Genomic DNA, 12539 nt, shown 5'->3' with positions numbered 1-12539 from the left:
AAAAATCTTGCTTCTATGGATTTAAAATCAACACAAATTACCAGGTCTTATTCTAGAGTAGGGAAAATTTTTACCAGACCAGTTATAAAAAATAAATATCCAAGTATGTTTTTAGTGGGGAATTTGCCCAAAGTAAATACTCTACAAGAGGGATAGGATTACACAAATTACTTAGTATTATTATTAACCAATTAATTTATTAAAGCATATGAAAACGATAGACATTACAGCACAGGACACAGCATCATTATTTAATAAGTTGAAAGCCGAAATTGGTGGAACTGTAGAGGTTAAATTGAAGGAATATATACTAAGATTTAATAATAGTCTTGGTAAAGGTATGGTTAGAGGTATGCAAATACCGAATAATATCACCTTTCTGCAAGTGGATGCTAAGTTTTATGAAAACTTAAGTTTTAACGTAGAAAGTCCTAAAAATGCAATTATTAATTTTTTGTATTGCAATGAAGGTAACTTGTCGTATTCATTTGGACCCAATAAATCAAAAACCGAATTAAAGACCTTCCAGACAGGTATTTCCACTAATATAAATAGTTCTGAAAACACAATTTATTTTAGCAAGGATAATAGAGTAGAGTCTGTACTTATTTCGGTAAACACAATTGGTAAAGAAAAATTAGATTGTAGCATTAATAAAACACTCAAAGAAGCTTTTATAGATAATAAAACTGAAGATTTCTTATACTTAAGTTCTTATAACTTAAAAATCACCAATCACATTAAGCAATTAAATGCTATAGAACAAGAAGGTGTGGTAAGGACCTTATTAATAGAAGGCTTGGTCAACACGGTACTGGCATTAGAGGTAGAGCAACACAAACTAGACTGCAAAAATTCAGAATCTGCGATAGGTAATCTTACACAATACGAACTTAAGCAAATAAAAGAACTTACTAATTATATAAATGAGCATCCAGAAACTAACTTCGGTGTTAATGAATGTTGTGCTAAGATCGGTTTAAGTCCTGCAAAGGTACAAGATGGCTTTAAGTCGATGCATGGTAAAACCCTTAACGAATACATTCGCTATGTAAGAGTTAAGAAATCTGAAGAATTAATTAAAAATACAGATTTAAATATTTCTGAAATAGTTTATACTTTAGGATTATCTAGTAGAAGCTATTTTTCGCGTATATTTAAAGATACTTATAATTGTACTCCTAGTAAGTATAAAAAACATCAGAAGTTAGCTGCAATAGCATAGTATCCATATATTATAGTATTAAAGCAGGCTCTTACTTATAAAAGTTAGAGCCTGCTTTAATACTATAAACATCAATATAAATTTCCTTCCTTTTATTATTACAGCTGAGATAGTTTAGTTTATGATTTTAGTAATAAATAGTAATTAGTAGCAACTTTTCACAATAATAAAACGATATCTCAATAAATATATATCGCGCTCATTAATACTTGTAAGCACAAAAAATTTAGTTGTAATTGTAACATTTTTAAAAGATTTGCGTCCTATAGGTGTTAATCAAAATAAAATCATGGAATCAAATTATCACACATTAAAGCGTAACTATAATCAACTTATAGTAATTACGCATTTAACCCAATTATTGACGTATATCACAGGTTTTGGTGGATTAGTAGTTCCGCTTATTATCTGGGCCACCCAAAAAGACAGAGTGGAAGAAATGGATGCGCATGGTAAGTCTATATTAAACTTTCAGTTGAGTATTTTAATATATAGCATCATTAGTATTCCGTTAATCCTTGTATTCGGTTTAGGGATTATAACATTAATATTAATTGCAATATTGGCGTTTGTAATGCCAATTGTAAACGCTATTAAAGCTAGTAATGGAGAATTACCTAGCTATCCATTATCTCTTAATTTTGTTAGTTAGTTATTAAAGAAATGGAATTAAAAAGACTCATCTTGCGATGGGTCTTTTTTGTGCTCTAATAAAGTTATTTTTTCATTTATAAAATCTATAACAGTCTTAATCATCTATTTTTCTATATTTAGGTATGAAAAAGACACTAATTTATTCCGGTTTAATCATTTTATTTACACTCAGCTCTTGTATATCTACAAAAGGCGTTCCCTATAAAAAGAATTCTGACCAAGCTTATTCTGATACTATAAAAAATTCACTAGACCATAGTATTTGGGACAAGCTTTTAAAACAAAATGTAAGAGAAGATGGCCTTGTGGCCTATGAAGGTTTTAAGGCTGACCAAAAAATACTTAATGACTATGTGCAATATCTCAGTGAGCAAGTGCCAGATAAAAGCTGGAGCTATGAAGAACAATTGGCTTATTTCATCAATGTTTATAATGCCAATACCATAAAACTTATAGTGGATCATTATCCTGTAGAGAGTATTAAAAAAGTCGATGCTACGATTTCTCCATTTCTTAAAAACTTCATCTTTATAGGTGAGAAAGAATTTTCACTTGCGGATATTGAAAAAGGATTTTTACAGAAAATGAACGAACCACGGATTCATTTTGCTATTAATTGCGCTTCAATTTCTTGTCCGAAGTTATTACGAGAAGCCTACACGGCGAAAAATGTGAATGAACTGATGGATAGAGCTGCCAAGGAATTTATAAATTCTGATAAAAACGAGATTTCAGAAAATAGTGCCAAAGTTTCCGAGATTTTTAAATGGTATAAAAAGGATTTTTTATTGCAATCGGAATCTATAATCGATTACATTAATCAATATGCCGACACCAAGATTAATCCTAATGTAGAATTAAGTTATATCGAATACAATTGGGATTTGAATGATGTGGAGTAGTGCTAATCTTCAATGATTAATTGGCCAGTATAGAGCTCTTCAACATCTAGAATTGGAGGTGTGTTGACAACGATGATATCACCAGTACTTAATATGCTTCCTGTAAGTTGTTGTTGTGGATTGATAATAATATCGTTAGTACCACGATGGTAAACATCGGCATTTTCAACCGTTAAATTTCTACCTTCAAAACGTGCATCACCCATTAAAAAGTTTAAGTCTAAATTGGTGACGCTACCTGTTAAGAAAAAATTACTTAGTCCATTTTGGGTAATGGTGAGGTTGGCAACATTAAGGTCCAGTTGAAAATCACCATCGATGTGGAAAGCATCTTCCTCTTCCAAATCTTCAGAAAGCAAGGTAAGGTTAGGGTAGGTCAACGTATTTTCACTAATGACTTTTAAACCTGAGCTGTTTCTTATTTCTGTAATATTTGGTGCGGTAACAAATACCTTAGTCACACCATAATCTCGAGTGATATTACAAGCGTTTTCGTTTTCTATGACCAATCGCCCTTCAAATACTCGTATATCTATGTCATTTAGTAAATTTTCACCAGTTTCCAGAACAATAGCATAGTCTCCTTCGGAAATATAAAGTTGGCTGCGTTCCATTACTGTGATCTTATCAAATCCATCAAGATCGTATTCCTTTTGAATTATATTCCCAGAGGTTTGAAAGCAATCCAATGCATTTTCCGTATCGCAAGCGATCAATAATAGTCCGAACGTAAATAGTATTAGCTTTTTCATAATCGTATTCCAATTCCAAATTCAACAGCTTCAGCTTTCGCACCATGTGAGTGCACATTAACAACACCGAATATTTTATCCGAAAAATAACGTTTTAACCCTAAGCGATTATAAATACGGTTTTCAAATTCTACAGGCCAATACACATAGTAACCCAAATGCGTAATAAATGCAACCTTATTAAAACGTAACTCATGACCAGCAAAAATACCTACACGTTTAAAATCACTATCCGCATCAATTCCGTTTTCAGGAAATGCAATGGATTGGTGCTTTATGTATTCCTTTAAAAAATTAGAGACGAAAAGTTCCGTACCCAATAAAAATGTACTCTTGTGATTGATACGTTTATCCACAAAAGCGGTAAACACATAAAAAGGAAATCTGCCACTACCATTAATGTCACTCTCGTTAATACCACTTCTAAATACAAAGTTGTATTTAAACGGTTCAGAATATTTGGTGCGTTCTCCTTCTGGAATATAATCCGGGAATTCCTCGGCATCGAACAAATAATTTAGTCCTGCGGAAAATGCAAAGGTGTTGGTACTGTTATTTGGTGCTTTAACATTAGCATTAGAGTAATGGATAATTGTAAATCCTGCATTTAGGCCCAAGCCTTTGAAGAGGTTTTCTTTTATGTAATCGAATTTTAGGTAAGTTGTACTTAACAAATGCGATCCATAGGCATTGTTTATGAAGTTGTTCGTTTTGTCGTAAGGTTTGTTGGCATAGGCAATCCCTTGACCAATTCTGAATACCAAATTCCGATTGAGGAAATAAAAATTAAAATGACCATACAGACCAATGTTCTCACCCAAGTGCTTATTCTTCATGTCTTGGTAAGTCAATGAAAAACCCCAATCTGGGTAGTTGTAACGACGTTCCCATTCATTAAAACCATAGGTTTTTCTATTATAACTAAGAACAAAACCTGTTGGATGATGTGTTATTAAATGTGAAATATCTGGATTGTGTTCTAGAATAGTGCCATAAAAAGGACTAAAATCCAATGAAAAAGGTTTCTTCTCCTCGTTTTGTGAGAAACTAGTCAGATATAGAAAACAAAATAGAACCAAAAAATGGTTTTTCATATAAATACACTTGTAAAAGGGGAAGGTGTTAGAGATTATAAAAATAGAATAATTTATAGTTTAATATAGTAAATTTAGGAGAAAAAAGACATACGATTATGTATGTCTTTTCAATTCTTCATAAGGTTTACTTAGCTTTTTTGCCAACGAACAAACTGGCCAAGAGTGCTACAACACCTAACGCGATTGTTATATAAGAGTTTGTATTGTCTTGAGCCTCAATACCTATATCACCAATACTTATTGAGGCTTCTGGTGCAATCATAGTGTAGATACCATAACCAATTAAAACAACTCCAACAATCAGTACTATAGTTTTTACAGTCTTATCCATTTTATAAATAGTTTAGTTAGTACATTAAAGGTAGTTATTATTATTTAAACTTCTTCCACAAAAAAAGACTCACCTTTCATAATGAGCCTTTTTCAACTGTTGAGTTAGCAAAATTTTTAGTTGTTTAGCATCACTGGCATTACCAGCATGGTGACATGCTCACCTTCATCTAAACCATCGATTGGTGTTAAGATACCAGCTCGGTTTGGTAAACTCATTTCCAATTGTACATCGTCAGAGCTTAAGTTATTGATCATCTCAGTTAAAAAACGCGAATTGAAACCTATTTGCATATCGTCCCCTTGATAATCACAGGTTAAACGCTCTTCAGCTTTGTTGCTGTAATCGATATCTTCAGCAGAGATATTTAATTCTGCTCCTGCAATTTTCAATCGGATTTGATGTGTGGTTTTATTTGAGAAAATACTAACACGACGCACAGAGTTTAAAAACTGAGTTCTTGCAATCACCAATTTATTAGGATTCTCCTTTGGAATAACCGCTTCATAATTAGGATACTTACCATCGATTAAACGACAGATCAGTACAGAGTTTTCAAAAGTAAACTTGGCATTAGATTCGTTGTATTCTACCAAAACATCATCATCGCTACCAGCCAAAATTCCTTTTAAAAGTGTCAAAGGTTTTTTCGGCATTATGAATTCTGCAGATTCAGTTGCAGTAACATCATCTCTAGTATATTTAACCAGTTTGTGAGCATCTGTTGCTACAAAGGTTAAGTTGTCTTGAGAAAACTGAAAGAAGACTCCACTCATCACAGGTCTTAGATCATCGTTACCAGCTGCAAAAATAGTTTTGCTAATTGCGGTAGCTAAGATATCTCCCATGATCGTTGTTTTACTGGCATCTTCTAGAGATACAGCATTTGGGAATTCAGCACCATCAGCATAGGCCAAGGCATACTTACCATGGTTAGAACTTATCTCAACTGTATTGTTATCCTCAACCACAAATGTTAAGGGTTGCTCTGGAAACGTTTTTAAAGTATCTAACAACAAACGTGCTGGTAAAGCAATACTGCCCTCAGAATCACTTTCTACATCAATTGTAGAAGACATAGTGGTTTCTAAATCGCTCGCTGAAATCGTCAATGAGGATTTACTAAGCTCAAAAAGGAAATTATCTAAAATAGGTAATGTATTACTGTTATTAATAACACCTCCCAATACTTGAAGTTGCTTTAATAAATAAGTACTTGAAACAATAAATTTCATGCGTTATAAGTGTATTTTTAACTTTTGAATTTGTCATACAAATATATCCCAATCAATGGGTTTTATAAAACAAACTTATTAACAAATTCTAAGTGTATTTTTTCTTTCTATAGTAGTTGAAAGCAAATCCAAATAATGCAAGTAACACCAATGGCAAAGCAATATTAATCAACTGCCATTTACCTTTACTCTCTTTAACCTTATCTGAATCTAAATAGGCAATACTAATTTCTTTGGTTCTAATGTTTATAAGTCCTGTATCATCCAGTAAGTAATTCACGGTGTTAAGAAGAAATTCTTTATTCCCGAAAGCCTTTCCGGTAAGTTGGTCAAAACCTAATTCTTGTGGTCTGTTTCTAATCACCTCATTTTTTATAACATCTCCATCTGAAATCACCACCATTTTGGTCGTATTGCTTGTAGATTTAAATTCCTTGACTTTAAATGGCAATACACGTTTATCATAAACGGAGGTAAACTCACCTTCTAACAACACCGCTAAGTTTTGAGGTCCTGCTTTGTATGTGCTTTCATCTGGTGATTTAGTAACATCAGCTAAAGAAATATTAGTAGGAGCACCTTCTAGTTTAGAGTTCGGTGAACTTTGTAGTAGTATGGTTTTTTTAACTTGATTTTTTAATGTGTCCATAGGACTCGCAAAATCATACTTTACCAAGTTTAAATTCTTAGAGATGGGATGATTTGGATTTGATGCTGCTAAAGGTGAATACTGCCACTGAATAGGTTGCAACTGCGCTTGGCTGCCTTCACCAATCGCTAACATTATTGGAGCAGAGAAGAGGTCCTTTACCAAACTTGGGTTTACTCTAACACCATATTTAAAAAAGAAATCGTTAAGGTTTAAATCGCGCATGATGGAAACAGCAGAACCCGAATCATTGTACAGACTGTCCTTGTCCATAATAACAGATTCGGTCAACCAGAGACTTTTACCTCCATGCATAGTGTATTGATCTAACACCAATTTCTCGTTTTCAGAAAATGCTTCGCTGGGTTTAGCTGCTACGATTAAATCATATTGTCTTAAATTGTCTAGCGTACCTTGTGGGTTTGAAGCGACACTATCTAAAGTAAAAGGCGCAATATTGTAGTAGGGCTGGATGGTTTTTAAGAAATCGGCTATATAAATATCTCCAAGTTCACCATTGCCTTTTAGTATCGCAATTTTTTGGGATTTAGGGTTTACGAGTTTACTAAAACCATCAGCAAAGGCATATTCCAGAGCTTGTACAGAATTGTTGATTTGCTCTTGTAAACCTTGCGTGATACTTTTTTTCAGCAAGGGAATCTTAATCGTTTGATCTTTATAACTCGCAAAAGCCCATGGGAAAATAATCTCTTGTGTGACTTTACCTGTGCTGTTATCTGTATTTACATAAGGTTCTAAGCCTGATTTGGTCAATTCTTCAATATTGCGTTCGCGAGTGGCTTCATCTTCAATAGGGTCTATATAATTAACTCTAATATTGTTGGTTTCCAATTGAAATTCTTCAATGATTTGTCGTACTTCGGTTTGAAGTACCCTAAATTCCGAAGGAAACTCTCCCTCCAAAAACACATCGATAATCAATGGAGAGTCTATATCTGTAATCAGATTTTTTGAAGCATCAGAGAGTGTGTAACGTTTATCTTTAGTTAAATCGAAACGTCCATAAACTTTGCTTGAAATAGCATTTATGGCAATTAAGCCAACGATAACACCGAGTATGTAAATTAGGGTTTTATTCTTCTTCATTCTCGTATGTAATTTCTTCTTGATAATGTTTTACTTCTGAAACCTTACCGTTTGTAAATGTAAGCTCTACACATTCCTTTTCACCATTGAAAGCACCAGGTTCTATACCTAATCCGTAGTTCCATTTATCGTTATCATGTGCTTGTTTTTTATCATCCCAACTTAGCCATTCATACTTTCCAAGTTGATTTTCAATTTCGGTTTTTGATAATCCTATCAGAGTGTCTGATGCTATGGTATTGTCAATCATCTCGTAGCGTAAAGCTGGTTTTTCTGCCCAAGCTTCACTGTTAAAATATTTTTGATGATGATAATTGCTAACAATATTCACAAACGGATAGAACATGTAGAAATAGACGAATGGCGTTAAGATTAAACTGATCAAACCCGTTAACCATTTGCGCCTATCCACTGTATTCAAAAACAAAAAGAGCAGCACAAACACTACAAACATAAATATGACTAAGAATGGTGTAATGATCATTGCTTTTGAATTCTGAGTTTGGTAAATATTAAAAACGCAAGAGCGATACTTATAAAATAGATTAAATCGCGTGTATCAATCACTCCTCGACTCATACTGTTGTAGTGTGCTGACATCCCAAGATTTTCCATGTACACGAGATCGCCAAAGACGTTGTAATTAGAAAGACCTTCGAAGCCAAAATACATAAAGAAACAAATAAAAACCGCAATGATAAATGCCACAATTTGATTATCTGAAAGGGTAGAGGCAAACACTCCTATAGCCGTATAGGCTGCAATTAGAAACAATAAGCCAAAATAAGAACCAATAGTGCTTCCCATATCTAGATTTCCTTCCGGATTCCCTAACTGTGAGACCGTGTAAACATAGAGTAATGTTGGAAGCAATGCTAAAAGTATCAATGCAAAAGCACCAAAATACTTACCCAATACAATCTGAAAATGTGAAATGGGCTTGGTGACCAATAATTCTAAAGTGCCTTGTTTTTTTTCATCACTAAAGCTGCGCATGGTCACCGCAGGAACTAGGAATATGAGAATCCAAGGTGCTAATAAAAAGAAGGACGATAAACTCGCCAAGCCATTATCTAAAATATTGAATTCTCCTTTAAAGACCCAAAGAAACAAGCCGTTTAACAATAAAAACACACCAATAACCAAGTAGCCAATTGGTGAGGCGAAAAAGGTGTTTATTTCTTTTTTAAGTATTGCTAGCATTAATTTCAGTATTCAGTATTCAGTATTCAGTATTCAGTATTCAGTATTCAGTCATTCGTAATTCGTCAATCTAAACGCGCCAATTTTTCCACACTCCAAGCTTTAGGCTTATCATCAAACAAAGGTTTTGTCTTAGACCAAACACTTTTAAACAAATCAGAATGTCTGTAGTTGTTTAAATCATCTTCAGAATCCCAATAACTATACGTGAAAAAGATATTGGTATTGTGCTTATCGCGGTATAATTCTAAAAAATTACAACCTTCAAAAGCTCTAATCTTTGTTTTATTGGCTTCAAAATTAGCTAAGAATTCTTCAATCTTAGAAGCATCAAAACTCATTTTTACAATTCTTACTAACATTTTATTCTTGTGTGAGCGGGAAATCTTTAAATCATGTTCCATACGCCTATTGTTTTAAGAAATTTACAGTAACGGTATCCATAGTACTTAATCCCATAAGAGTAGAGGCACTACCAACAGTACTGCAATTGCTTTTGTAAACGGCTATTTCTAAATATCCAGAAGAATTAAAAACAACCAAGCCTTTACCTTCATCGTTACGTTTAGATTCCTCAATTTCAAAATTTACAATATCACTGTATTTACTATATATTTTTTTAAACTTATGGTTACGCGCAGATATTTCAAAATCACGAGTTTTTTGGACATCTTCAAAAAACTTCTGTGTAATGTTGGTAATTACGTTTCCATAGTTATCAATATAAATCACACTACCTATAATTTGATTTTTTTCGTCATTAACAAACGGAATTAAATTCTTTATAGGTTTAATAGTGTTGATAACTTTTCCTATAACCTCTAAAGTACCTCCTCGTGCAATATGGCATGCTACTTTTACAAAGACATCCAAAACAGGAAAACTGGTTTCTATTTTATCGTGGATATTAATTTCAACAATTTTCTCTGGTGCAATTTCAGCACAGATCATACTCATTATCCCATTGTTGGCACATATAAAGTAATGATCATCTAATTTAACTGCAATGTGCTTGTTTTCAGGGTTTAACTCAGAATCAATTCCGATAATATGTATCGTCCCTTTTGGAAAACTACTGTAGGCATTTAAAATAATATAAGCCGCTTCAGAGATATTAAATGGTGATACTGAATGTGAAATATCTACAATTCTAACGTCTAACAATTCACTATAAATAGCACCTTTTATTGCACCAGCAAAATGATCTTTTTCTCCAAAATCAGTGGTTAAAGTGATTATAGCCATGAATTAATTGTTGATATTTTTTTTAGAATTGAGGTCTTAAAATTATTAGATTTGTCTGTGTCTCAGTGATACACAAAACTAAGAAAAGAAAACAGATTAACATACTAAATTCAGTAGCCTTTTGAACGAACTTATCCTTGAACTCGAAGAAATAACTCCTAAAGAATTTTTCGGCGCGCAAAATGCCAATATAGAACTTCTAAAAAAATATTTTCCTAAACTAAAAATTGTAGCCAGAGGCAATAAAATTAAGGCCTATGGTGATGAGAGTTTGCTAGAAGAGTTTGATACCAGAATGATGATGTTGATGAAACATTTTGGAAAATATAACAAGCTCGATGAGAATGTTATTGAACGTATTTTAACCAGCAATAGTAGTGAAGATTACAATACCTCTGCTAAAAGTGGTGAGGTTATAGTTCACGGTGTTGGTGGTAAGCTGATTAAGGCACAAACCGTCAACCAAAGAAAACTTGTTGAAAGCATCCGTAAAAATGATATGGTATTTGCCATTGGTCCTGCTGGTACAGGGAAGACCTATACTGGTGTGGCTTTGGCTGTGCAAGCCTTGAAAAGCAAGGAAGTTAAGCGTATTATTTTAACACGTCCTGCGGTTGAAGCAGGTGAAAACCTTGGGTTCTTACCAGGTGATTTAAAGGAAAAATTAGATCCTTATATGCAACCTCTGTATGATGCCTTACGAGATATGATTCCGCATGAAAAATTAGAGAATTACATCGAGAAAGGAGTCATTCAAATTGCACCATTGGCATTTATGCGTGGACGTACTCTAGATAATGCTTTTGTAATTTTAGATGAAGGCCAAAACACCACACATGCACAGATGAAAATGTTCCTAACACGTATGGGTAAAAATGCCAAGTTCTTATTGACAGGAGATCCTGGTCAGGTGGATTTACCACGTCGTACCATATCTGGACTTAAGGAAGCCTTGCTTGTTCTTAAAAATGTGGATGGTATTGGCATGATTTATTTGGATGATAAGGATGTGATTCGTCATAAATTGGTGAAGAAGGTTATTGCGGCTTATAAGAGTATTGAGAATCGAGATTAGTTTCAGTTTTAACAAACAGAATTCAGTAGATGGTTCTCGATACATTTCGACTAAAGTCGAAACACTCGAACTGACGGACAGATAAACAATTAAACGCATAAACGTTTAAAAAATGAGTAACACAATAATAGATACCAACTTCAATTTCCCCAACCAGAAAAGTGTGTACAAAGGTAAGGTAAGGGAAGTGTACAACATCAACGATGAGCAATTGGTGATGATTGCCACGGATAGACTAAGTGCTTTTGATGTGGTTATGCCAAAAGGTATTCCATATAAAGGACAAATTCTCAATCAGATTGCAACCAAGATGATGAAGGACACAGAGGACTTGGTACCAAATTGGCTGGTGGCTACGCCAGACCCGAATGTAGCGGTTGGTCATTTATGTGAGCCATTTAAAGTAGAAATGGTGATTAGAGGTTATATGTCTGGCCATGCGGCTCGTGAATATAAAACAGGAAAACGCATGCTTTGCGGAGTACCTATGCCAGAAGGCATGAAGGAAAATGACAAGTTTCCTGAACCCATCATTACACCAGCAACAAAAGCTGAAATGGGAGACCATGATGAAGATATTTCTAGAGAAGATATTCTGAAACGCGGTATAGTTTCTGAGGAGGATTATGCAGTGCTTGAAGATTACACACGCAAACTATTTCAGCGTGGTACAGAAATAGCAGCTTCGAGAGGATTGATTTTAGTTGATACTAAATATGAATTCGGGAGAACAAAAGATGGACAAATCGTATTGATTGATGAAATCCACACACCAGATTCCTCACGTTATTTTTATGCAGAAGGTTACCAAGAACGACAAGATAGAGGAGAGGCTCAAAAGCAACTCTCTAAAGAGTTTGTACGACAATGGTTGATATCCAATGGTTTTCAAGGATTAGAAGGGCAAACCGTACCTTTTATGAGCGATGACTATATTGAAACCGTTAGCGAACGCTATATCGAATTATATGAAAATATTACAGGTGAAATTTTTGTAAAGGCTGATGTTTCTGATATACAGAGTAGGATAGAGGCTAATGTTTTAGATTATTTATCTAAATAAA

Annotated in this window: 14 protein-coding genes; 5 read left to right on the top strand and 9 right to left on the bottom strand. The window is 33.9% G+C overall.

Annotated features, from left to right (window positions below; all coding sequences use genetic code 11):
- Positions 1–208 precede the first annotated feature (208 nt).
- The 3 genes from F1003_RS03255 (at position 209) to F1003_RS03245 (ending at position 2781) form a co-directional block, all read left to right on the top strand.
- Positions 209–1225: a helix-turn-helix domain-containing protein gene (locus F1003_RS03255; RefSeq protein ID WP_155087782.1), complete on the top strand. Its 1017-nt coding sequence runs from the start codon at positions 209–211 to the stop codon at positions 1223–1225.
- A 289-nt stretch (positions 1226–1514) separates the two neighbouring features.
- On the top strand, positions 1515–1877 hold the full coding sequence (locus F1003_RS03250; RefSeq protein WP_155087781.1) for a DUF4870 domain-containing protein: 363 nt from the start codon (positions 1515–1517) through the stop codon (positions 1875–1877).
- A gap of 124 nt (positions 1878–2001) precedes the next feature.
- The gene (locus tag F1003_RS03245; RefSeq protein ID WP_155087780.1) at positions 2002–2781 is read left to right on the top strand and encodes a DUF547 domain-containing protein; all 780 of its coding nucleotides are present in this window, start codon (positions 2002–2004) and stop codon (positions 2779–2781) included.
- A 2-nt stretch (positions 2782–2783) separates the two neighbouring features.
- On the opposite strand, the gene F1003_RS03240 is transcribed toward F1003_RS03245, so the two are convergent.
- From F1003_RS03240 to F1003_RS03200, 9 genes are all read right to left on the bottom strand, one after another.
- Positions 2784–3533, bottom strand: coding sequence for a head GIN domain-containing protein (locus tag F1003_RS03240; RefSeq protein ID WP_155087779.1), 750 nt, complete (start codon positions 3531–3533; stop codon positions 2784–2786).
- Positions 3530–4627, bottom strand: a complete 1098-nt coding sequence (locus tag F1003_RS03235) for an acyloxyacyl hydrolase (RefSeq protein ID WP_155087778.1) — start codon at positions 4625–4627, stop codon at positions 3530–3532. Before F1003_RS03235 ends, F1003_RS03240 begins: the two co-directional genes overlap by 4 nt.
- A gap of 127 nt (positions 4628–4754) precedes the next feature.
- Positions 4755–4961 (bottom strand): hypothetical protein, encoded by a 207-nt coding sequence (locus tag F1003_RS03230; RefSeq protein ID WP_155087777.1) that lies wholly within the window; start codon positions 4959–4961, stop codon positions 4755–4757.
- 116 nt (positions 4962–5077) lie between these two features.
- Positions 5078–6196: a DNA polymerase III subunit beta gene (dnaN, locus tag F1003_RS03225; RefSeq protein WP_155087776.1), complete on the bottom strand. Its 1119-nt coding sequence runs from the start codon at positions 6194–6196 to the stop codon at positions 5078–5080.
- A gap of 88 nt (positions 6197–6284) precedes the next feature.
- Complete coding sequence (gene gldG, locus F1003_RS03220) at positions 6285–7952, bottom strand: gliding motility-associated ABC transporter substrate-binding protein GldG (protein ID WP_155087775.1); 1668 nt, start codon at positions 7950–7952, stop codon at positions 6285–6287.
- Positions 7939–8436, bottom strand: a complete 498-nt coding sequence (locus tag F1003_RS03215) for a hypothetical protein (RefSeq protein ID WP_155087774.1) — start codon at positions 8434–8436, stop codon at positions 7939–7941. The genes gldG and F1003_RS03215 overlap by 14 nt, the downstream gene beginning before the upstream one ends.
- Positions 8433–9155, bottom strand: a complete 723-nt coding sequence (gldF, locus tag F1003_RS03210) for a gliding motility-associated ABC transporter permease subunit GldF (protein ID WP_155087773.1) — start codon at positions 9153–9155, stop codon at positions 8433–8435. The genes F1003_RS03215 and gldF overlap by 4 nt, the downstream gene beginning before the upstream one ends.
- Before the next feature lie 65 nt (positions 9156–9220).
- Positions 9221–9517 (bottom strand): putative quinol monooxygenase, encoded by a 297-nt coding sequence (locus tag F1003_RS03205; protein WP_155087927.1) that lies wholly within the window; start codon positions 9515–9517, stop codon positions 9221–9223.
- Positions 9518–9563: 46 nt separating this feature from the next.
- Complete coding sequence (locus F1003_RS03200; RefSeq protein WP_155087772.1) at positions 9564–10400, bottom strand: SAM hydrolase/SAM-dependent halogenase family protein; 837 nt, start codon at positions 10398–10400, stop codon at positions 9564–9566.
- Positions 10401–10521: 121 nt separating this feature from the next.
- Between F1003_RS03200 and F1003_RS03195 the strand changes: the two genes are divergently transcribed.
- The gene (locus F1003_RS03195) at positions 10522–11475 is read left to right on the top strand and encodes a PhoH family protein (protein ID WP_155087771.1); all 954 of its coding nucleotides are present in this window, start codon (positions 10522–10524) and stop codon (positions 11473–11475) included.
- A 112-nt stretch (positions 11476–11587) separates the two neighbouring features.
- Positions 11588–12538, top strand: a complete 951-nt coding sequence (locus F1003_RS03190; protein WP_155087770.1) for a phosphoribosylaminoimidazolesuccinocarboxamide synthase — start codon at positions 11588–11590, stop codon at positions 12536–12538.
- Position 12539: the final 1 nt, after the last annotated feature.

Source organism: Winogradskyella ouciana, assembly GCF_009709615.1.
In the GTDB taxonomy this organism is placed as follows: Bacteria; Bacteroidota; Bacteroidia; order Flavobacteriales; family Flavobacteriaceae; genus Winogradskyella; species Winogradskyella ouciana.
This window is presented reverse-complemented; position numbering and strand designations above follow the sequence as displayed.

Coding starts and splice junctions, on each gene's coding strand:
- F1003_RS03255 (WP_155087782.1), top strand. CDS start 209: ATGAAAACGATAGACATTACAGCACAGGACACAGCATCATTATTTAAT.
- F1003_RS03250 (WP_155087781.1), top strand. CDS start 1,515: ATGGAATCAAATTATCACACATTAAAGCGTAACTATAATCAACTTATA.
- F1003_RS03245 (WP_155087780.1), top strand. CDS start 2,002: ATGAAAAAGACACTAATTTATTCCGGTTTAATCATTTTATTTACACTC.
- F1003_RS03240 (WP_155087779.1), bottom strand. CDS start 3,533: ATGAAAAAGCTAATACTATTTACGTTCGGACTATTATTGATCGCTTGC.
- F1003_RS03235 (WP_155087778.1), bottom strand. CDS start 4,627: ATGAAAAACCATTTTTTGGTTCTATTTTGTTTTCTATATCTGACTAGT.
- F1003_RS03230 (WP_155087777.1), bottom strand. CDS start 4,961: ATGGATAAGACTGTAAAAACTATAGTACTGATTGTTGGAGTTGTTTTA.
- dnaN (WP_155087776.1), bottom strand. CDS start 6,196: ATGAAATTTATTGTTTCAAGTACTTATTTATTAAAGCAACTTCAAGTA.
- gldG (WP_155087775.1), bottom strand. CDS start 7,952: ATGAAGAAGAATAAAACCCTAATTTACATACTCGGTGTTATCGTTGGC.
- F1003_RS03215 (WP_155087774.1), bottom strand. CDS start 8,436: ATGATCATTACACCATTCTTAGTCATATTTATGTTTGTAGTGTTTGTG.
- gldF (WP_155087773.1), bottom strand. CDS start 9,155: ATGCTAGCAATACTTAAAAAAGAAATAAACACCTTTTTCGCCTCACCA.
- F1003_RS03205 (WP_155087927.1), bottom strand. CDS start 9,517: ATGTTAGTAAGAATTGTAAAAATGAGTTTTGATGCTTCTAAGATTGAA.
- F1003_RS03200 (WP_155087772.1), bottom strand. CDS start 10,400: ATGGCTATAATCACTTTAACCACTGATTTTGGAGAAAAAGATCATTTT.
- F1003_RS03190 (WP_155087770.1), top strand. CDS start 11,588: ATGAGTAACACAATAATAGATACCAACTTCAATTTCCCCAACCAGAAA.